General features: G+C 41.2%; 20 protein-coding genes, 2 tRNA genes and 1 pseudogene. 10 read left to right on the top strand and 13 right to left on the bottom strand.

From position 1 onward, the window contains the following. Window positions 1-92 precede the first annotated feature (92 nt). The 3 genes and pseudogenes from V7K85_RS27155 to V7K85_RS27145 form a co-directional block, all read right to left on the bottom strand. A pseudogene (locus V7K85_RS27155) lies at window positions 93-290 on the bottom strand (DedA family protein); the annotation flags it as partial. 479 nt (window positions 291-769) lie between these two features. Beyond that, the gene (locus V7K85_RS27150; RefSeq protein WP_334818350.1) at window positions 770-1,852 is read right to left on the bottom strand and encodes a Gfo/Idh/MocA family oxidoreductase; all 1,083 of its coding nucleotides are present in this window, start codon (window positions 1,850-1,852) and stop codon (window positions 770-772) included. Between the two features lie 578 nt (window positions 1,853-2,430). After that, entirely contained in the window at window positions 2,431-2,583 is a 153-nt protein-coding gene (locus V7K85_RS27145; RefSeq protein WP_334818348.1) for a hypothetical protein, read from the bottom strand. A 49-nt stretch (window positions 2,584-2,632) separates the two neighbouring features. Here V7K85_RS27145 and queC point away from each other — a divergent pair, with 49 nt between their 5' ends. Next, complete coding sequence (gene queC, locus V7K85_RS27140; protein ID WP_334818346.1) at window positions 2,633-3,310, top strand: 7-cyano-7-deazaguanine synthase QueC; 678 nt, start codon at window positions 2,633-2,635, stop codon at window positions 3,308-3,310. A gap of 79 nt (window positions 3,311-3,389) precedes the next feature. On the opposite strand, the gene V7K85_RS27135 is transcribed toward queC, so the two are convergent. Together V7K85_RS27135 and V7K85_RS27130 are read right to left on the bottom strand one after the other, a co-directional pair. Beyond that, window positions 3,390-4,784 (bottom strand): hemolysin family protein, encoded by a 1,395-nt coding sequence (locus V7K85_RS27135; protein WP_334818344.1) that lies wholly within the window; start codon window positions 4,782-4,784, stop codon window positions 3,390-3,392. 124 nt (window positions 4,785-4,908) lie between these two features. Then, window positions 4,909-5,610: a hypothetical protein gene (locus V7K85_RS27130; protein WP_334818342.1), complete on the bottom strand. Its 702-nt coding sequence runs from the start codon at window positions 5,608-5,610 to the stop codon at window positions 4,909-4,911. A 296-nt stretch (window positions 5,611-5,906) separates the two neighbouring features. Between V7K85_RS27130 and V7K85_RS27125 the strand changes: the two genes are divergently transcribed. After that, window positions 5,907-5,979 (top strand) — tRNA-Ile (locus V7K85_RS27125). A 198-nt stretch (window positions 5,980-6,177) separates the two neighbouring features. On the opposite strand, the gene V7K85_RS27120 is transcribed toward V7K85_RS27125, so the two are convergent. Beyond that, on the bottom strand, window positions 6,178-6,612 hold the full coding sequence (locus tag V7K85_RS27120) for a hypothetical protein (protein WP_334818341.1): 435 nt from the start codon (window positions 6,610-6,612) through the stop codon (window positions 6,178-6,180). A 100-nt stretch (window positions 6,613-6,712) separates the two neighbouring features. Here V7K85_RS27120 and pyrE point away from each other — a divergent pair, with 100 nt between their 5' ends. Continuing rightward, complete coding sequence (gene pyrE / locus V7K85_RS27115) at window positions 6,713-7,336, top strand: orotate phosphoribosyltransferase (protein ID WP_334818339.1); 624 nt, start codon at window positions 6,713-6,715, stop codon at window positions 7,334-7,336. Window positions 7,337-7,412: 76 nt separating this feature from the next. On the opposite strand, the gene V7K85_RS27110 is transcribed toward pyrE, so the two are convergent. From V7K85_RS27110 to V7K85_RS27100, 3 genes are all read right to left on the bottom strand, one after another. After that, entirely contained in the window at window positions 7,413-7,691 is a 279-nt protein-coding gene (locus tag V7K85_RS27110) for a hypothetical protein (RefSeq protein ID WP_334818337.1), read from the bottom strand. A 520-nt stretch (window positions 7,692-8,211) separates the two neighbouring features. Next, complete coding sequence (locus V7K85_RS27105; RefSeq protein ID WP_334818335.1) at window positions 8,212-8,697, bottom strand: hypothetical protein; 486 nt, start codon at window positions 8,695-8,697, stop codon at window positions 8,212-8,214. Between the two features lie 658 nt (window positions 8,698-9,355). Next, window positions 9,356-9,427 (bottom strand) — tRNA-Thr (locus tag V7K85_RS27100). 388 nt (window positions 9,428-9,815) lie between these two features. Between V7K85_RS27100 and argF the strand changes: the two genes are divergently transcribed. The 7 genes from argF (at window position 9,816) to V7K85_RS27065 (ending at window position 16,655) form a co-directional block, all read left to right on the top strand. After that, window positions 9,816-10,736, top strand: a complete 921-nt coding sequence (gene argF / locus V7K85_RS27095; RefSeq protein ID WP_334818358.1) for an ornithine carbamoyltransferase — start codon at window positions 9,816-9,818, stop codon at window positions 10,734-10,736. Window positions 10,737-10,959: 223 nt separating this feature from the next. After that, entirely contained in the window at window positions 10,960-11,565 is a 606-nt protein-coding gene (lexA, locus tag V7K85_RS27090; RefSeq protein ID WP_334818333.1) for a transcriptional repressor LexA, read from the top strand. A gap of 163 nt (window positions 11,566-11,728) precedes the next feature. Beyond that, complete coding sequence (locus V7K85_RS27085) at window positions 11,729-13,246, top strand: DNA phosphorothioation system restriction enzyme (protein WP_334818331.1); 1,518 nt, start codon at window positions 11,729-11,731, stop codon at window positions 13,244-13,246. 301 nt (window positions 13,247-13,547) lie between these two features. Beyond that, the gene (locus tag V7K85_RS27080; RefSeq protein WP_334818329.1) at window positions 13,548-13,721 is read left to right on the top strand and encodes a hypothetical protein; all 174 of its coding nucleotides are present in this window, start codon (window positions 13,548-13,550) and stop codon (window positions 13,719-13,721) included. Beyond that, the gene (locus V7K85_RS27075; protein ID WP_334818327.1) at window positions 13,718-15,790 is read left to right on the top strand and encodes an AAA family ATPase; all 2,073 of its coding nucleotides are present in this window, start codon (window positions 13,718-13,720) and stop codon (window positions 15,788-15,790) included. The genes V7K85_RS27080 and V7K85_RS27075 overlap by 4 nt, the downstream gene beginning before the upstream one ends. A gap of 100 nt (window positions 15,791-15,890) precedes the next feature. Next, on the top strand, window positions 15,891-16,034 hold the full coding sequence (locus tag V7K85_RS27070; protein ID WP_334818325.1) for a hypothetical protein: 144 nt from the start codon (window positions 15,891-15,893) through the stop codon (window positions 16,032-16,034). A 159-nt stretch (window positions 16,035-16,193) separates the two neighbouring features. Continuing rightward, window positions 16,194-16,655 carry a DNA phosphorothioation-associated protein 4 gene (locus tag V7K85_RS27065; protein WP_334818324.1) on the top strand — a complete coding sequence of 154 codons (462 nt, stop codon included), beginning with the start codon at window positions 16,194-16,196 and terminating at the stop codon, window positions 16,653-16,655. A gap of 52 nt (window positions 16,656-16,707) precedes the next feature. Here V7K85_RS27065 and V7K85_RS27060 read toward each other — a convergent pair whose 3' ends face one another. The 4 genes from V7K85_RS27060 to V7K85_RS27045 form a co-directional block, all read right to left on the bottom strand. After that, the gene (locus V7K85_RS27060; protein ID WP_334818322.1) at window positions 16,708-17,034 is read right to left on the bottom strand and encodes a hypothetical protein; all 327 of its coding nucleotides are present in this window, start codon (window positions 17,032-17,034) and stop codon (window positions 16,708-16,710) included. Between the two features lie 81 nt (window positions 17,035-17,115). Beyond that, complete coding sequence (locus V7K85_RS27055; RefSeq protein ID WP_334818320.1) at window positions 17,116-18,705, bottom strand: DNA sulfur modification protein DndB; 1,590 nt, start codon at window positions 18,703-18,705, stop codon at window positions 17,116-17,118. 6 nt (window positions 18,706-18,711) lie between these two features. Further along, a complete protein-coding gene (locus V7K85_RS27050) occupies window positions 18,712-19,389 on the bottom strand; it encodes a GIY-YIG nuclease family protein (protein ID WP_334818318.1) in 678 nt (225 codons plus the stop codon). A gap of 74 nt (window positions 19,390-19,463) precedes the next feature. Beyond that, entirely contained in the window at window positions 19,464-21,062 is a 1,599-nt protein-coding gene (locus tag V7K85_RS27045) for a DGQHR domain-containing protein (RefSeq protein WP_334818316.1), read from the bottom strand. Window positions 21,063-21,187: the final 125 nt, after the last annotated feature.

Below are 21,187 nucleotides of genomic sequence, written 5' to 3'. Positions count from 1 at the left end.
AGCTAAGAACATCGGGAGCCGTGTACACGGAAACGGGTACGCACGGATCTAACTGAGAGGTGCGGGGAATAATATCCCCCATCGACTCAACCAGAACCCAAAAGTCCTGCGAAAAACACACCGATGATATTCAGCTTTGCCCCTCCTGGTTGATATGGACTTGCTGTAAATCCAGCCAGTGGCATGATCAATTCTGAAGGAATGGGGGGAAAAAGGTTCTCTAGGAACATTAGTAGGGCGATTCCCCAATAGCTAAAATAGTTGATAGTATTAGTTATCCATTCAAGCATTGAGTCAATTCCTAAAATTGCTGCACTAGTCTTGTTACTAAATTCAGCCTTAGCTTTTTTAAAAGGTAATTATCCCCGCTTCCTAGAATCAAGGTAACTTGGCTGCACTAAAAGTTGGTATCGCAACTGAAAAACAGAGTCAGACAAGTGGAAGCTAGGGGTCTGTTTGATTAATTTCGAGGGTTATAAAAGTTCGTAAGTAGCTCTAACCCTTGAGATTGAGCGATTTATCGCTGACTACGAACCTGACAAAATTAATCAAACGAACCACTAGGTTTTGTTTTCTAATTTTTTAGATCCCCCTTAGTCGGTTTTTTAAAAGGACTAGGGAGGATCTAAAGATTTGATAGTAAATTTCAAAACACACTTTCGGTTTTTTTTCTGAGGTTGGGGCTGTGGAGGAGATGAGGGAGAAGGGGAAGACAAGGAAGAAAATTTTACTTTGTCCCCCTTGTTCTCCTTATCCCCCTCTTCTTGTTCTAGGCTGTCGGGGTCAATGATTGTACTCTTGGTTCCGATTGCCAGTCTAATGGATTCCAAACTCGATCTTCCAGTGCCATCTGCTCAATCAAACTTGCCAGTCTCAGGGCTTTGAGAGCTTGTTCACCACCTACTGAGGGTTGATTGCCACCATGTACACAGTTGACAAAATGTTCTAATTCTGCGCTCAGGGGTTGAATATTGCTGGTGTAGACTTTTTCAATCACACCATCTTGCCTGTAAAGTACTTGTCGGTGGTCGGTGAGAGAATTGGCAGTCGTTTGTCGGTGAATCAAAATTTCATTCTTGAGAAAATCTGCTTCAGTAAATGAATTTTTGCAATGGGCGACAATCCGGCGAATTTTTCGGTGGGTGACTTTACTGGCAGTCAGAGTAGCAACAATACCATTGGCAAACCCCAAGGTGGCGGTTACGTAATCTAAATAACCAGAATCTAGGGCGCGAGTACCGCTAGCAGTCAATTTCGTGACTGGGGAAGCAGCTAATTCCAGAAGTAGGTCGATGTCATGGATCATTAAATCCAGCACAACCGAAACATCGTTTGCCCGATCCGAGTAAGGACTCATTCTGTGGGCTTCTAGCGCCAGCAATTCCTCAGTTTTCAGCACTTGGCTCAGTTCTTTAAAAGCTGGATTGAAACGCTCAATATGACCTACTTGCAAGATACACTGAGACTCAGCGGCGGCATTTACTAAAGACTCTGCCTCAGAAATACTGGCTGCGATCGGTTTTTCAATCAAAACATGAATTCCCGCGAGAAGACAGTTGATGCCCACGGCGTAGTGCAGGCGGGTGGGAACAGCTACACAAACTGCTTCCACAAGGGGTAGCAGGTCACAGTAATCTTCAAAAAAACGTACCTTGTACTTGCTGGCTGTTTCTAAGCCTCGCTCGACGTTAATATCTGCCACTCCGACTAGTTCAACGTCTTTCATTGAACTCAGCACGCGAGCGTGGTGTTGTCCCATGTTACCCACTCCAATCACGCCTATGCGGATCGGTCGTGGCTGGTTGCGCTGTGTATATGGATTCGGTTCTGCCACTGACATGCTATTTTGCACTATTATTCTCTCCTCAACCACCAAATTTAGAGACGCTACGGCCGTTGGCGTTTATACTCGAAAGCCAGTTACGATCCGTCTAAAACCATCCAGATGGTAACATAGAGCCTATGTTTATGAAGAATTTCAAAGTTTGTGATCGGTTCCCGTAATCCAGATATCTTTTGTATAGATCGTTCGGGTTTGCTTTGGATTTTGCACTTTCTACAAAAAATATATGTCTTTTTATCAACTTTAAAAAATTCAGTAAGACCTAAGTGTAAATTATCCAAAGTTCTAAAGGTCAGTTTCCTCTCTTCGGACTTCGGGCTGGGTGACAGTTAGGCAATTAATGACCGAGAGCAATATCCAATTTACACCACTAAAATTACAAAATAATCAAACAATAACACTTGTGCTTTTTTTCAAAAAAATGCTATTGGGAATTGCAGTCACTGATTATCTGAAACGATTTTTGTATGATTATTTGCAGCACCTGTCGTAGACACGTACTCCTGCAAAGAAGCAAGCTACGCAAACCGTCTGGTAGAGAAGTCGCTTGTCGTACCCCTTCTTTTAAGCAAGCTACGTGCAGCGTCTCATTGGCGCAGCCCAAGGTAGACAAGAGAAGACATCGCACCGCTTTTTAAGAGAAACTGGTATGGATTGTTTCTTTGGAATATGTAGAGTACGGCGTTGTTTGCCATAATTAACAGGGGTTCAGGAGTATTTTTGGCATTGCTTCCTGGCATCTTGTTAAGGTGTGATTTGGCGATTTGAAATCCAAAATTTGCAACCGAGATGAAAGCTGTAATTCTGTTATCTGGGGGATTGGACTCTTCCACAATTCTGTACAAAGCTAAGGCTGATGGCTGTGAATGTCATACTATTTCCTTTGATTACCAGCAGCGACACCGACGAGAGTTACAGTCAGCCCTCACCATCGCTCAAAAAGCTGGGATCATGAAACATCAGGTGGTTAATTTTGACTTACGACAATGGGGGGGTTCAGCACTTACCGATGACGCCATTGATTTACCCCAAGAGCGTTCTCTGGATGAAATGTCTCAAAATATTCCTGTCACTTATGTTCCGGCTCGTAATACCATCTTCTTAAGCTTTGCTCTTGGTTACGCCGAAGCGATCGCAGCAGAACGTGTCTATATCGGCGTTAATGCCCTAGATTACTCAGGATATCCTGATTGTCGCCCCGACTATATCCAGGCCATGCAGGAAGTATTTCGCCTCGGAACTAAACAAGGGCGTGAGGGACAAGCAATTAATATTGTTGCACCCCTGATCAACCTGAAAAAAACTGAAATCATCCAACTGGGGAACCAATTGGGAGTTCCTTGGGAGCTAACTTGGTCTTGCTATGTCGGTGGAGATGTCGCCTGCGGTGTGTGTGATTCTTGTCGCTTGCGGCTAGCAGCTTTTGCCGAATTGGGACTAGTTGATCCACTGGCGTATGCTTTTTGAGTGAGGAGTTAGGAGCGGAGCCGGAGACGCTCCGCCTCCGGTTAGGAGTGAGGAGTTAAAATTCTATAACTCCTAACTCTTAACTCTCAACTCCTAACTCTTCTAAGCGTCGCAGTTGAATTTGATGCAGGCGTGGGCCAACAATTGACACCACAGTGAATTCGAGATTTTGATAACAGAAGGTTTCGCCTTTGGCAGGAATTTTCTGTAACTGATACAGCAAAAAGCCTCCCAGTGTTTGGTATTCTCTTGTCAGGGGCAAATTGAGATGCAAAACTTCGTTGAGGTCTTCGAGGTTGATCTGTGCCTGCACCAGAAATTTCTGCTCATCTAACATCTGAATCAGTAAGTCGTCGCTGTTTTCAGGAACGCTTGCGTCGCCAATGATTTCGGCAATGACATCTTTGATTGTCACTAGTCCCACAGTACCGCCAAATTCATTCACCACCATGACCATAGCTGGTTTATCTTGCTGCATCATCGGCAAAAGTTCACTCAAGGGCGTGTGTTCTGGAACAAACCGGACGGGACGCATCCAAGGTTGGATCTGTGTCTCCAAACTTAGCTTTCCTACAGCCAAAGGTTGTGCCAAATCTTTAAAATAAACAATGCCGCGAACATCGTCCAAAGATTCACCAATCACCGGATAGCGAGAGTAACCAGTAGAAGCCATTTCGCTGAGTAATGTCTGGAAGGTAGCATCTTTTGGCAGCGTGACAATACTGGTGCGGGGAATCATCACATCTTGGGTGATGACATTCCCGAACTCAAAGACATTATTGAGCAGTTCTCGCTCCGCACGCTGTAAACCAGTAGACCCCCATTCTGTAGAGATAATCAGTTGCAATTCTTCCGGAGTCACAGGCGGTCTCCAGCCTTGACCCGTGTATTGGATGCCAAAAAAACGCAATAAGCAACGAGTTGATTGGTTAAGAATCCAGATGAAGGGGCCAAAAAAACGCACGATCGCTTTTACCGAAGGCCCCAAAAACCTAGCTAGCTGTTCTGAGTACAGCATGGCTAAGGATTTGGGACATAGTTCTCCGATCACAATTTGCAAATAGGCAATTAAGAAAAAGGCGATGGGAATTGATAGAGAATGGGCCAGAAAGGTAGTCATCCCACTGGGTAAAGGCCAGGATTTTAACCATGCATTCACCAGCACGACAATCGTACTTTCGCCAATCCATCCCAGTGCCAAACTAGAGAGAGTAATGCCTAACTGGGTGGTAGATAGCAATCGGTCAATACTACGTTGTAGCATTTCCACAGCGATCGCTGGAATATCCCCAGCCTTAACTAGCTGGTGAATACGCGATCGCCGCACGCTCACCATCGAAAATTCCGCTGTCACAAAAAAGGCATTTATGGCAATCAGCACTAGCACTGACAACAACCGCAGCGCCACATCTGTCCAAATTAAATTAGGAAAACCACTCACCGCCAAAGCTCGTGTAAAACTCACGCCCCCCATTTTTGGATTTTGGATTTTGGATTTTGGATTTTGGATTAGGTTTTGGGGATTAGGGATTAGGCAAATTGTCTAGTACCATGTGCCCAATCTAAAATCTAAAATCTAAAATCTAAAATTGTCTCTCCTACCTTTCTACAGGAATATTCGATGCCTCTAGCTTCAATTGTTGAGCTGGGTAATCAGTGAGAGCGAGTGATATCTTCTTGACATCATCAAGTAAAGCTGTGGGAATGCTCACTGTACCCGAAAATGTTGGTCCATTTGCAGGCAATTCTGTTGGTAAACCCTCTGTACTAGCACTCAGGGTTCGTCCTTTATCATCAGTAACATCTAAAAAACTATACAGGAAACGCACAGAATCCTTACCTTTGTTCTGCATTTTCACTTTCAGTAGCAGATCACCACCAGAATAGCGGACAGATTGCACAGACATGGTTACACCCTGACTTTGGGCAGTAACCGGAAAACCTGGCTGGGGTTTCTCTTCAACCACTTCTGGGGGTTTTTCCTCTGGCTTCTGCTTGCTGCTATTGGTTTCTTCATCATCGTCCTCTAGCTTTTCTGATTTAGCAGCCTTGGTCTTACCCTCAATTCGTGCCTTGACAATTTTTAGAATCTCTTGCTCTTTTAATAGCACTAGCCCTCCCTGTTGGGAGTTATTTGTCTTATTGCTGGCAAATTTGGTTGTGGGACGCCCATCTGGTGCGGTAACGCCTTTAAGTGCTGAACTCCCCAGATCAAACCCCAAAAACGCGCTCACAGAACCTGCTCCCAACATCAGGATTAACAAAATCAAAGTAAGAAGTACAGTAGAATTTATTTTCATCGCTGACAAGCTATCACAAACGAATGCTGGTCTATTTAAGAATAGTGAAGCTTTTGACCTCAATCCTTAAAGGAACTTAATCAATATTAGTTTGCACTATTTCATGATCAAATTATGTAGTATAAAAATCTGGTAAACTATTGTCTAGTATTCACAAATGGTAAATTTGTGCTATAGTTATATAATTGGCTAAATTTTAGTGCATGAGGTATTTTCCTGACTCTAAAATTAGCAAATAAGGTTGACCGAAGAGTTTAAGTAATCGACTCATAGTAACCCGAAACCTTACAAAACAAGCGCCTTTGGCCGATTGGGGAGGCAGCGAACTCATAATTCGCCTTCAGGCTGGTTCGATTCCAGCAGGGCGCACTGAATCATTAAAAAGCAGTAATGTGTGATATTACCAGACCCTCAAAGATGATTGGGACATGAGTAATACTAAATTATCTTGAGCATTGACATCCTGGTTAAACTCCTCCAGCCATGATTTGGTAATTTAGCCATTAGTCACTAGTTGCTGATAAATGACAAGGAACTAAAGACTAATGACTCCATAGGGTAGGGCTGTTACGGAGGTAGTAAAGTTTCAAACTTGAATTCAGTTCCCACTTTGAGTTTGTTGCTATTCAAACGAGGAGACATCATCAACGACGTGTCATAAGGATTTGGTAAATCACGAGTGCGAATATAAGGATCGTTGCCAACTTGCTGAGTCAGGACATCATGATATAAAGTGTTAACCAACTGAGCATCGTGGGCAATTTCATTTTCCGGGAAGGAACCACCGAAACTGGAAGCAGCTCCTAGAAATGAGTCTAACTGACGCTTGATGCTGCCATTTTCGTAGAAATTGCGATCGTGACGAAAATAAGCTTGTTCAAATAGATCATTCGTAGTTTGATAATTGGGTGTTTGTGTTTGGGCAGATGCAACAGAGGGAAAAGCAATACCAGCAGCAAGCAGCACCAATAAACCACCAAAGGTTTTTAATTTTATACGCACGTTTCTGACTCCTCAATTTTTGGGCAATCTTAATTTATGCTTAATTTCAGAACTCTGATCAGTTCAACCTTTGGTGTAGCACAACTTTTAATGGTTTGTAATGACGTATCCTACTGAAACTCTTACCCACTCAGATATTTGGGCAACCACCGCTGATTTGACCACTTTGCGTCACAAGCTACTAGATTTATTTTGCCAACTTGCTTATCAAGAAGGTGATTTTCTCCTCTCTTCTGGGCTGCGTAGTTCTTATTACGTCAACAAGACACAGGTAACACTCCATCCTCAAGGCGCTTTGGCAGTTGGACGGTTGTTGTTTCCTTTGTTACCTGTAGATACAGAGGCTGTGGGTGGTTTAACATTGGGGGCTGACCCAATTGTGACAGCAGTGAGTCTAGTTTCTGTTTATGAAAACCGACCGATACCAGCGCTGATTATTCGCAAGGAAGCCAAGGGTTATGGGACGAGAGCTTATATAGAAGGCCCCAGTTTACCAGAAGGTGCAAAAGTAGTAGTTTTAGAAGATGTGGTTACAACTGGGCAATCTGCTCTAAAAGCGGTTGAGCGTCTTAAAGACGCAGGTTATACCGTGAATCAAGTAATTGCACTGGTAGACCGCGAGCAAGGAGGAGGTGAATTGTACCAGTCAGTTGGGTTGAAGTTTGAAACTTTGTTTTCGATTCAAGAAGTTCAGGAACGCTACCGGCAACTTGCGAATTCATGAACAACAGGACTTGTACTAATTCGTAATTCATAATGACGCTTGATAGCGAAACGTTAGCGACGCAAGAACGTCTGACTCACTGACGCTGCTTTTGTTTCAACTCAATCTTCGTTTTCCAAGCCTTCAAGAAATCCCAGAATTCGTCAGTTTTCGGTTTGTAGCCCCGTATTTGGCTCTGCATTTCTCGTATATCCGTGCGAATATCGCGGATTTCAGTAACCAAAACCATAAAGTTTTCCTGGTGCTGGTTGGCAATCCCAATGAGGGAATTGACCGAACTAGTTAATTCGGTGACTAAGTTGGCAATATCGTTTACTGACTCGGTTAACTGGTGTGGTCGATTGCCGCAATTCAATAGTGACTTACCTTAATTTCGCATTTACCACCACTTGATTATCAAGTTGCTGTGCTACTCGATCTAGCGTCGCTTCTATCCGGTCTAATCTATCTGGTCTATCTTGGGTCATATTTTGGTTTAAGGAAAATTCCTAATCAATTGCTAGACTTGTTCCTGCTCCGCCTCTTGTTGAATGCCTGCAAATTCTCTTTTTAAATCGTTGTCGGACGGTCTTGTGCGAAATTCCTCGTGGGTGTATATCTATAAAAGATAAACAACACGCTTTGTCTCGTTGACCACATACATGAAGCGACATTTCTTCGCTGCTCCATCTAGCTCAGGCGCTCTGAATCTAATTTTTCTAAATTTAAAATCTGATTTATACGTTCCTTTTGGAAAACCTTCGTCCTCTGAAAATGAATTAGAGCTAGGGTTCTCACGGAGTTGACATATATAGTCATTAACTAACTCCAAAAAAGAATTTCTAGCTCTTTCATTTTTACGGTAGTGACTTTTAATTAACTTTTCGAGGCTAATCTCAAACCTCTCTAATTGCTCTATCCGATATGCTTCGCAACCAGTCACGGGTTTCCTCCGGCTTTAGCTCTTTACCCTGGATTGTACCTGAGTACAATTGTTCTAGGGTATCAGATAAAACCGCTTGATAATTGGGATCTTGACGCTCAACAGCATCCAAAATAGTCTCAACCAGTGTATCCAAAGCTTTAATGCAAAATATGAAAGCTTCTGTCTGATTGGTTACGCCTAAAAACAATAAGTAAATTTTTGCCCAAATTTTGCTCTTTAAGCCAAACACACCTTTTGCTGGTGGTTCAAGCCAATCATATGCAAACTCTTTTAACCCTTCACGATCTTCAACACAAAGATTGCTCCACTCTTGGTTGACCTTTTTGGTTAACCTACGAATTTTGGCTGTTAATTGCTCAAAATTCGATGATGGGCTGATCTTTCTTTGCCGGATCAGCTCAAATTCATGAGTAAAAATCACGATCGCAGTGGACACCGGTAAACTCTCCCAACTTACTGGTATTCGTGGACAACTACAGAATTAAATAACTTTTTGACCAATGCAGCACTGTATTTATAATTTCACTTACCGGGTGTAGACACCCTCACTTTAATTCTATGACAATAGATACTTGTTGTCTTCCGCAGTCAAATCAAAGCGGATGAATGATTATACCTGTTAAAATAATAATTAAAGTGCGATCAGCTTGTTTTACAATTATATTAGCTAGCTATCTAATCAAGCCGAGCCTTCGAGACAAAGCGAGCTTCACTAGCTGAAAAATTTTTTAACTACTGTGCCTTGTTACAGCTCATCCAAAGCAAAGGATATTGCGACTGCGGCCATCACTCTCACCAACAGCATTCATCTTTGCTTGAACACTTAAGTATCCAATAAAGTAAGTAGAGCCAAGAGCAATCGCTCTTGGCGCATACAGCCACGGCTATTTTCCCAGCACGCGGCCTGTCGTTAACCGCTTCAATCGTCCACTTCACCTTGTGACACCCGGGCTAATTTTGAACTAATTGAATCTTACGATTAAGCATGATTTAAGGCAATTAAGCATAATATGAATGTCCTAAATCAAAATATTTTCCTTAGACTAAACAGCTTTTAGCTTTTTAGTCCAAGGAAAACCTTATATTTTAGTTCAGGCCAGCAGCGGGATTTGAACTCGCGACCTTCCGATTACAAGTCGGATGCACTACCACTGTGCTATGCTGGCTGGTTTAGCGTAGGCGTAGCCCACCGGAGGTATCGCTCTCAAATAGCAACCACAATTTATTATTATACCATAATCAACTTATTTGTCTAGCTGTAATTCCTAAAAAATATCTCCATCTTCCTAAATTAGGCTAAAAGACCAGAGATTTTGGCAATATCGCTGCTTTTGTGCCCCCAAGATGGTTTAAGCTGCGTAGCAATTGTGAGCAAACACAAAAAAATCAGTGATTCTGATCACTGATAAAGTTGGTAAATTAATATTCATAGCAAAAGCTAACTCAAATCCTGGGCTGGAGGCAAAAATATCTGGTACAGTTTTAAAACTGTATTTTTTTGATCCGGCTGGTAAAGCAACAGAAATATATAATTGTTCTTTACACATCGGAAGCATGGCAGTGTTGATCGGACGAGATTTATTAAGTCTGGCGGACATCAGTCCAACGGAACTTCAAGAACTCCTGCAATTGGCAACTCAACTTAAATCACAACAGCTGAAGTTGCAGTGTAATAAAGTTTTGGGGTTGTTGTTCTCCAAAGCTTCAACTCGCACGCGGGTAAGTTTTACTGTGGCGATGTACCAACTAGGTGGACAGGTAATCGATCTCAACCCCAATGTCACTCAAGTTAGTCGCGGGGAACCTTTGCAGGATACGGCGCGGGTGTTAGATCGATATCTGGATATTTTGGCAATTCGCACTTTTGCACAGCAGGAGTTGGAAATTTTTGCTGACTATGCCAAGATTCCGGTAATTAATGCGCTTACTGATGCAGAACATCCTTGTCAGGTATTAGCGGATTTATTGACGATTCAAGAAGGCTTTGGCACTCTTGCTGGGTTGACTTTAACCTACGTGGGTGATGGGAATAATGTGGCTAATTCTCTGATGTTGGGCTGTGCTTTGGTGGGGATGAATGTGAGAATTGCTACTCCTAACGGATATGAGCCAGATTCTAGGATTGTAGAACAAGCAAGAGCGATCGCTAATCACAAAACTGAAGTCCTCCTGACTCATGATCCAGAATTAGCCGCTAAGGGAGCTGCTGTACTTTATACTGATGTTTGGGCGAGCATGGGGCAAGAAGCAGAAGCAGATAACCGGATGCCAATTTTCCAGCCTTACCAAATTTCAGAGCAGCTATTGAGCCTTGCTGATCCAGAGGCAATTGTTTTACACTGCTTACCAGCCCATCGTGGTGAAGAAATTACCGAAGCTGTTATTGAAGGTTCTCAATCACGAGTTTGGGAACAAGCAGAAAATCGCCTGCACGCCCAAAAGGCTTTACTTGCGAGTATCTTAGGGGCGGAATGAAAAGAGTTAGGAGTTAGAAGTTAGGAGTTAGGAGTTAGGAGTCAAAATAGCGATGATGCGATTGGCTCCTAACTATTTCTTGGTAAAAAATCCCAAATAAATGGGTAAAAGAAAAGAGAATATTCTTGCTTTTGCTTTTCATATTTTTACTTTTCTCTTGTTATGGGGAGTTTTTTGTAGTACTAATGTTCTAGAGAGATTTATAATTACTTCCTGGAAATTTATGGAACATCTAACGGAAGCTCAACAAGAACTTTACGAATGGTTGGCAGAATACATCCGATCGCACCAGCATTCGCCTTCAATTCGGCAAATGATGCAGGCGATGAATTTGAAGTCACCAGCACCAATTCAAAGTCGCTTAGAACATTTACGTACTAAGGGATATATAGAATGGACTGAAGGCCAAGCGCGAACGATTCGGATTTTGCATGCTGTGAAGCAAGGTGTACCAATTTTGGGGACGATCGCTGCTGGTGGTTTAATAGAACCATTTACTGATGCTGTAGATCATTTAGACTTTTCTAATTTCTCATTACCTCCCCAAACCTACGCTTTGCGGGTAACTGGCGATAGCATGATTGAAGATTTAATTGCTGATGGCGATGTAGTATTCCTGCGTCCAGTAGCAGAACCAAATCATTTGAAAAATGGCACGATCGTCGCCGCCAGAGTTGATGGATTCGGTACGACTTTAAAACGTTTTTATCGCCAAGGCGATCGCGTTACCCTCAAACCAGCAAATCCTAAGTACAACCCCATTGAAGTCAGCGCTATACAGGTGCAGGTGCAAGGTTCTCTCATTGGTGTTTGGCGCGGTTACAACTGAGTAATAAGAAAGTGATGAGTGATGAGTGATGAGTTATGAGTTTTAAATTACTAACTCCCAACTTCTAACTCCCAACTCCCAACTCCCAACTCCCAACTCCCAACTCCTAACTCCTAACTCCTAACTCATTACTAGGGTTCATCACCAATTTTGTGCTTAACATATGTACCTGACGCAAAATCCAGTGCAGCAACTGCCCACTTTCCGCGAAAGTGACCACGAGGATACTCCCCGTGGCGCATTTCGATTAAAATTACCATTTGCAAGGGAAAGTAAGGGCAGTTATCACACTCTGCAACCATTACCAGGATGCCCAAGAATGCCTCCATCTCTGCAATTGCGGCAATATCAGCAACAAGCGATCGCTAGCTGGTTTACAAACAATGGCAGAGGGACGCTGAAAATGGCTACTGGTAGTGGTAAAACGATCACTGCACTAGCGATCGCTTGTGAATTATATCAGCAGATTAATTTACAAGTTTTGTTGGTGGTGTGTCCCTATCGCCATCTTGTCACCCAATGGGCGCGAGAATGTGAAAAATTTAATTTGCAGCCCATTTTAGCCTTTGAGAATTTACGCACTTGGCAAAGTCAACTTTCTACGCAAATTTATAATCTGCGTTCTGGTTCTCAACGGTTTGTGACGGTGATTACTACGAACTCCACTTTAATTGGAGATGGTTTTCAGTCTCAACTCAAATATTTTCCCGCCAAAACTTTAATTATTGGGGATGAGGCGCATAATTTAGGCGCACCCAAGTTAGAAGAAAGTTTACCGCGTCGCGTTGGGTTGAGACTGGCTTTATCTGCCACACCGGAGAGGTATTTTGATGATTTTGGTACGCAATCTATATTTGATTATTTTGGCCCAGTTCTCCAGCCAGAGTTTACTTTGAGGGATGCGATCGCTCAAGGTGCTTTGGTACATTATCTGTATTATCCGGTGTTGGTAGAGTTAACTGAAGCAGAAAGCATTGCCTATTTAAAGTTAACTAAAAGAATTGGGCGATCGCTATTGTATCGGGATCGAGAAAATGGCGAATCCGGATTTGAAGACAATGAAGATTTGAAGCCGTTGTTGATGCAAAGAGCAAGATTAATTGGTGCAGCGGAAAATAAATTAACCGCCTTGCATGAATTAATGGCAACTCGCCGCGAAACTACTCATACTCTTTTTTATTGTAGCGATGCTTCACAAGATGCGGGACAACGTTCATCCCTACGTCAACTTAAAGCTGTTGCTAAAATTCTGGGAGTGGATTTGGGGTATAAGGTAAGTACCTATACGGCTCAAACAACTTTACAAGAAAGGGAAACATTGCGGCATCAATTTGAAAGTGGAGAGTTGCAGGGTTTAGTCGCAATTCGTTGTTTAGATGAAGGTGTTGATATTCCAGCAATTCAAACTGCGGTGATTTTATCAAGTTCTGGTAATCCCCGCCAGTTTATCCAGCGACGGGGGCGAGTTTTGCGTCCTCATCCTGCTAAGGAACGCGCGACAATATTTGACATGATTGTTTTACCACCAGATTTAGATAGAGAAACTATAGAAGTTGAGCGCAATCTGTTGAAAAAGGAATTACGTCGGTTTGTAGAGTTTGCTGATTTGGCTGATAACGCTGGTGAAGCAAGAATGAAGTTACTTGATTTACAAAAGCGATATGGGTTATTAGATATTTGATGATCAACCAGAGAATAGTTATCTTTTTTTATAAAATTTTTATAGTTTTGAAAAAAGAAGCATTCAGTATGAAATAATAAAATTATGACTTTGATTATAATTGGATGTAAGTAGAAATTTTAAAGCTGCTTACATTGCATTATTATAGAAATTATTAACTATAATAACAGAAAACAATTAAAGAATAAAGTGTTTTTTAAATAAAATTAGGATTTCAAAGATAACGCAAACAGTGGCTTTACTGAGGCGATTCCAGCACTAGAGATTAAAATATAGAAAAAAGTATATTTCAAAACTCAATATGTCACAAGAGGCGAATATCGACGATGTACAGGAGCCAATAACCAGCGCTACACCGGAAGTACGGCAAATTATTGAGCGAGTATGGAAGCTGGAAAAAGGCAGGCTAGATAAGAAGATTAACAGCCATATAAATGATAATATTTTGGACATTATTAAGGAAGAGGTGCGATGAAGCTGACTTCAATCAAGCTATGCAACTTTCGCTCCTTTTATGGTACGACACCAGAGATGATCCTGGCTGGTGGAGATGTTCACAACACGACAATTATTCATGGCAATAATGGCTCTGGCAAAACTAGCTTGCTGAATGCCTTTACGTGGGTATTGTATGATAAATTTAGTGCGGCATTTGCATCGATAGAGCAGTTGGTAAATAAGCGTGCGATCGCAGAAAATCAAAAAGGTCAGGCTGTAGAATGTTGGGTAGAAATTGGCTGGGAACATGAAGGTAAACGCTATCGAGTTAAACGCGCCTGTCGGGGTTACAAAAACGAAAGTGACTTTGATGCTGGCAAAACTCAATTAACCATGTGGGTTGGTGGGGACGATGGTAAATGGAATATACCAAATCAGCAACCAGATGATATAATCAATCAAATTTTACCGGCTACTTTACATCAATATTTTTTCTTTGACGGCGAACGAATTGAAGAAATCGTTCGTTCAGACAAAAAAGCTGAAATTGCCGAAGCTACAAAAATTTTCTTGGGTGTGGAAGTAATCAACCGTTCCATCAGACATTTGGGAGATGCTAAAAAAAATCTAGAAAATGAGTTAAAAGCTATTGGTGATTCTGAAACTAAACAACTTTTACGACAGCAAGAAAAGATAGAGCGAGAGCGTGAACGTATTACCAAACGGCAAACAGAAATTAAAGAAGAGTTAGAATATCAACAAACTTTTAAAAAAGAGACAAGTAACCGTTTGCGAGAACTGAGTGCTGCTAAGGAATTGCAAGAAAGATGGCAGAATTTAGAATCTCAGAAAGTGGCGAATCAAGAAGAATATAAAAAAACCAAAGAAGCGCTAAAAAAAGTTATTTCCGCGCGGGGTTATACCGTTTTATTGTCAGAAACTACAGCACAGTTCCGAGGAATTATCAATGATTTGAAGCAGCGAGGCGAGTTAACATCAGGAATATCGCGGGAATTTGTGAATGATTTACTCAATTCTCAACGCTGTATTTGTGGCGTAGAATTATACGAGGGTAATCATTCTCATACTCATGTGAGTACTTGGTTAAATAGAGCAGGTTCCTCAGCGGTAGAAGAGACTGCAATTCGGATGAGCGCTCAAGTAGATGAAATTGATAAGCAAGCAATCGGATTTTGGGAAGAAGTTGATAGAGAACAAACTAGAATTAATCAGTTAAGGCAAAGCATATCCCAAATTGAAGGCGATTTAGACAATATTCAAGAACGGTTACGAAAAGATGCTAATGAAGAAATTAGCAGTTTACAAAAACGATTAGATGAAATTGAAAGTAAAATTGATGAATTGAATCGAGAACAGGGTGCAAATCAGCAGCAAATTGCTCAACTCACAACTGAAATTGAGGGTTTGAACAAACAAATTGCTAAACAAAAGCTGAATGAAGACAAGCAAACTTTAGCACAGCGACGGATTAACGCCACTCAAGATGCAATCGAACGGTTAACAGAAGTTAGAAATCGTCAGGAACAACAATTTCGTCTGCAACTAGAAAAACGAGTACAAGAGATATTCACAGAAATTTCTGTGACTCCATACATTCCTAAAATTAGCGATAAATATGAACTGACATTAGTAGAAAATACCACAGGTGTAGAAGCACCAGTTGCAGCATCCACTGGGGAAAATCAGATTCTCAGTTTATCTTTTATAGCCAGCATCATTGACAAAGTGCGGGAATGGAGTGAGAAACGAAAAATGATGATGATTCCCGATAGTAGCACTTTCCCAATTGTCATGGATTCACCTTTCGGTAGTTTAGATGAAAGTTCACGGCGACATATTGCGAAAACAATTCCCCAATTAGCGAATCAGTTGATAGTTTTAGTTACTAAGACTCAGTGGCGGGGTGAAGTAGAAGCAGAAATGACAGACAGAATCGGTAGAGAATATGTGCTTACGTATTATTCATCTAAGCCGGATTGCGAACAAGATTATATTGAGTTGGCTGGGGAAAGATATCCTTTGGTGAAACAAAGTCCGAACGAGTATGAATATACTGAAATTATCGCGGTTGAACGTAATGTTTAAAGGATGAAGTTATGGTTGCGAGTCCAGACGGAAAGTATATGACTCCCCAGGAATACGTTTTAGAGAAACGAACCGCCAAGGCGCTTTGGTAGTTTGGGATGTGGATGTATTTAAAGAGGAAGTAATTATAGTATATCGTGCTGATAATTCTGAAGAACCGCAAGTGTATCGCCGTGGTGAGGTGGCGGAAGCTGAACCCGCAGTACCAGGATGGACTATGCTAGTGGATAATTTGTTTGTTTAGCGATCACCTGCATACTATTATAAAATAATACCTTAGCAAGTGCGTAGGCGTAGCCAGCACTTCTCTACGAGACGCTGCGCGAACGGCAAAGCTCAGTGACCATCGTAGGCATCGCTTTTGGCTGTCGGTTAAGATGGCAACAATGTAGATATTAATATCATGGCTGCAAACAGAATCAGGGTTGCTAAAGATAAGGCTGAGTTTGTGAAATCTCTAGTAGCATCAAAAGACACAACTGGCCCTTTTCAGACTTATGTAGAAGTTATGGTATTTGCAGCAGCATTGGGCGTTAAAAATAAAAAGCGCATTCCTTTAGACGTAATTTCTAAAGATTTATCCCCACTGCGACAAGATTATTTTACTAGCAGCTTCACTCTATTAATTAATTTGTTGGCTATCACCGAAACAGAAAACATTAAGATTATAGATGATGATAATGTAGCTGACGAGCAACGCATTCACATTTTTGAAGAATATGCTAATGCTGGCTTAGAGATTATACAAAATGAACTGCGTGGAGCAGTAGACTATTCAGAGCGACTTTTATTGATTCTTAGTTATCAGAGAACGAATGCAGAGCAGCAAGATGAGGAATTTGATCTAACCAAATTCCTATCTTGAACTACCCTCTATTAAAACTTAATAAAAATTAACTTTAATAGACTTTATATTGTTATTCAGAATCAACTTCATCCTCTTGTTCTGATATTTGCAGAAGTGAAGATTGAGTATTTAATTCTGGCAAACCAATAGCGAGTATAGCAGAAAACCTATCTCGAATCATGTCTTCTTTTTGTTGAGTGTTCATTTTTTCATGTTCTTTTCCATAAAAAGCAACAGTATCAAAACCTTTATATAATGCCTTGTAAGCATCTGTGCAACCTGCCCACTCAGCTTTATTTTTATCTGCACTAAAGAAATTGAGTAGTTTTCGCCGCGATAAAATTTGAGAACCTCTTGCAGCGTCGATTTCTGTTTTACGAGAGCCGAAATACCACAAGCACAATAAGGAAAATATTCTATCCTCTACAGTTTTCGCAACTTTAATTTTGTCAGTACCCTGGTTTATTGCTATAAATGTTCATAAACGAAAAGGATAATCTGGCAGGTTAGCATCTACTTTTAAAATACCTTTGTCATATAATCTATCTAGACAACTCAATACGTCATCGATATTACCTAAATTTGTGTCTTTGGCTTTATAGTCAAACTCCACAATTCTGCCAAGACGAACTATAGCTTTCTGGAATATAGCTTTGAAAGCCCATTGATTATCTTTCATGCTATTAATAGCAACTTGATGCGAGAGTATCTCTCGGCTATTCCAATCACTATCCTTAGCAATTTCTTGCTCTCGAATAATTCCTTTATGTTTACTAGTCTGAGCTTGGTAGCTACCAAAAGTACCCACAATCAAATCATGCTCACGAGCATACTGGAGCAGGTTTCGATATGGCTTAAATTCCAGCAAAAGTTTGAGTAGCCAAGAACGAAAGTTAACTTTAAAACCTTCTATTGCAGAGCCAAGATAATTTTCTGGTATTCGAGAAAATGGTGTAACAGGATTTCCATCTTCGTCACAATAGTCTTCTATGTAATATTCTTCAAGAGTACGCCCTTCGTATTGAACTTTTTCGTCACCTGTACCAAGAGCAGAGTCAATACTTTCGATAAAATCTAGTACGTGCTTCTTTTCCATTGGATCGCGTGGTGGTTTCAGATCCAGTGCTGCTGAAATCAGCAAATCTAAATGAACTAATGAATTTAGGTAGTAGGAACTATCAAATCGGTTTGAGTCGTCTTGCCAGCGTACTAGAGAAAGAGGAAGTTTATCTCTCGCATCTTCCCCTGTACTCTCAGTTAATAAAGTTCTAACGCATTGGGCGCTAATGCTTTTGTCATCAAGAATAAGCTCTCTAGCCTTATCTACAGTCTTAGCATTCTTATTCAAATCAGTGAATAATTCACGAGCGATTCCCCGGATTGAATAATCAGAAGCACTCTGAAGATTCTTGAAGCCCGCACTAGGATGAAGCAAGATAAATAAAATTGGTATTTTTGTTTGTTGCTCAATTGTGCGAAGAGTACCACCTCGAAACCTGGGATCTTCACGAAAGGTACGGAGCGCCCAAAGACGATGTTGTCCATCTACTGCTACTGCTAATACTCTATCTTCATCCCAACGCAGCCGAGCAGAAACTCCAGTAGAAACAAATTGAACACCCCCGAAGTTCGCAACTTCACTTTGAAAATTCTTCCATTGTTCGTCATCAGGATCTGTGCCATCCCAAGGTATAGGGGGAGGTGTTACGTTTGTAGCCTCATCAAAAGCGTTCTGAATCTTACCATCGCTGTCCTTTGGCATTAATACAATAGTAATTGCATTAAAAAACTTCAGCTTATTTGGATCTAAAAGATAACCTTTAACTATGTCATCTTCTACTCTCTTCTCATCAATTTCTCGTTGAAAAAGCTCTTTAAGAGACCATTTTGTATCTAACGAAGCGGGGATTTGTTCAGCTATTTTTAACTCATCAATAGCTCGGTTAACATCAACCAAAGAAAGAACGTATGGCAGTGCTACACCTTCAGATAAAGTATAAATACCAGTTAAACCGTACAGAGGTTTATTGAATCTTGATTTCCCTTCATTATTTGAGAATATCAGCATTTGATCTCAACCGTATCTAAGAGTAAATGATGGAAGAAATAGTCTAGATAAAATATCTTCAACTAGTTTGTCTGAAGCGAGTTTAGAAAATTCATAGTCTTCTTCAATTTGATTATCTAATTCGTCATCCTCATCAACACTATCTGACATAGTGTCTGTATTATATGAAGTATGAATAATTAGCAATCTGCATTTATGGATTTTGTGTCCAGCATCTGCAAGGCGATCGCGTAAAATGCTACCTTCACGAATATGACTGCGAATTCTAGAGTATAAATTAGTTGCCTTTCCTATATATAATGGCTGCTGAAATATGAGGGAATTATTCAAAACCATAAAGAGCAGTTGACGAAAGGAAGAATCAGCAGCTAACTCTTTCAACAAAAGCTCTTTAGAAAATGAAGTCTCTGCTTCGAGTTTTATCCGGTGTGCTGGAGGCAGTTTTGTTTCTCTCGGAGCCGAATGATCCTTACAAAGTTCCCCCAAAATATAATCAGCGAAGACTTCAGGATCATTGATGGCATTAGCATCAATTTCAAAGCGACGATACCAAGCGTAGACACCGCCGATATTATCGGGGATGCGGCTTAAAACAGCACTATTTCCACGCATCTGTGCCAAATCATACAATACGACGTTTTCACTTAGCTGTTGCACAGCATCACTGCCATATAGCCATGCCACAAAATAGATTCCCTTTATACATTACGTATCAGGGTAGCATAATAATTTCTTTAAAGGTGAGTAATCATTAGCAACTAGAGAACGGGTGGAAGCCCTACCTCTTTGAGTTCAACAAACTTGCCATCAAAACCTATAGTTTTATCTTCCACAGTCCTAGCATCAGCTAAAGCCTTACGAAGTTCAGCACGCTCCATCTGTTCCTGAATTCCACCCAGAATGTAAACCAATAACTTCGCCGCCAAATCTCGCCCTGCAACCTGCACCCGTTTTTTATTTGGGTCATACAAAACCCCATACCAGAGAGATTGGGGATATTCCATACCACTAAAGCCGCCTTGCTGGTCAAACTTCCGCAGTTTCTTAAAAATATCTGCCAGAGAAAAACCTTTTTTAAAAACTAAAATTCCCAAAGCTTGCGCTAATGCAACTTGAGCAACCGGACGGAAAAGCATATTTCCTTCACCTCCATCCTTCTCAAAGCTGAACCGCCGTAAAGCTGGTGTATCCTCGTGTTCTAAAATTTTATAACTGGAAAGACTAGCTAAAGAATCAAATAGCTTATTGAATTCCTTAATTCCCTGCTCAAGTTCTTCATCCTCTGGACGCATGGGAATTAGACCTTTTTCCAAGGGTTTCCAGTGGGGGAACTTTTGAGCCAAATATCGCTCAGACATATCTTGCAGAGCTTGCAAGGTCGTCAAAACTGTAGAATTGGAAGCCACTGTTGCACTATTCCAATTGACGCGGGGATTGCGTTCTTGTCGTTGTTCTAATAGTGGATGTGTAACTGCAATTTTTCTAGCAACGATCGCAAAACCATCATCCTCATTCAACTGGGTTAGTTGCCCTTTAGTCAAGGGTGCAGCCATCAGGTTGACATGAACAAAAATTGATCTTACCCTCCGCCTCGCCTGGGTGCGAGTTTCCCTAGCCGCTACCGCACAGATAAACTCAATACCAATTTTTTCCTTGGGTAAGTTTTGCAAGTAAGCAAGGTCTACTTGGTACTTTTCTATCAAATCATTGACTGTAATAAAACTGTCATCAGCACCTTTATCTTTTTTATAGCGCTGGAGTTTACGAGTTTTGATTAACTCCATCAACCCCTGAACTCCCATTAATCGATGTTGTCCATCTAGTGCATAAATGGTTACATTATCCTCAGAAATATTTAGCAGACCTACCTTACTGTCTTTATCGAGGGGTATAAAATCAGTCGTAGACTTTGTGGCGCGTCCTTCGCTATCCCACTCAGCAGCTTTAGGATTATCCACCCACGGTTGATTAATCACCACTAGCACCGGCGGAAATTTGTGATTTTGTCGAGCCGCTAAATACTGCACTAGCGGTGCTTGACGTGACCAATCAAGGGGACGCTGCTGAATTTCATCAATACTATCCGCGTCAATTTCGACATTATCAGTCTCAGGATTATACTTTTTTTGAAACAGAGGTAAGCCAGAGGCGAAGTGAACCCGACCTGCAAACCATTCCAGAGTAACAGAGCTAACATAAGCCTCAGTACCACCCATCTCGGTTTTTTGAACGAGAATCTGATCTTTTCTCCCTAAAAACTTCTCCAGGAGTAAAGCTAGTACCTGTTTTTCCTTGTTTTCCCGTTCTAGGTACTCTCTAGCGATGTCAGCAGTTGGGTCAGATGCACTATCTTTCATGTTAAATTTTGAAAACAGAATAGTATTATGTAGTTTAATTATCCAAAAAATTGGATATTAGTAGTAAGGTTTTTAAAAACTTTTATTCAACCCACAGAGGTGGGTAAAGTCTCGTGTAGACGCGA

The sequence above is a fragment of the Nostoc sp. genome (genome assembly GCF_036917615.1).
Taxonomy (GTDB): Bacteria; Cyanobacteriota; Cyanobacteriia; order Cyanobacteriales; family Nostocaceae; genus Nostoc.
Note: the sequence above shows the minus strand (reverse complement) of the source record. Positions and strands in the feature narration are given on the sequence as shown.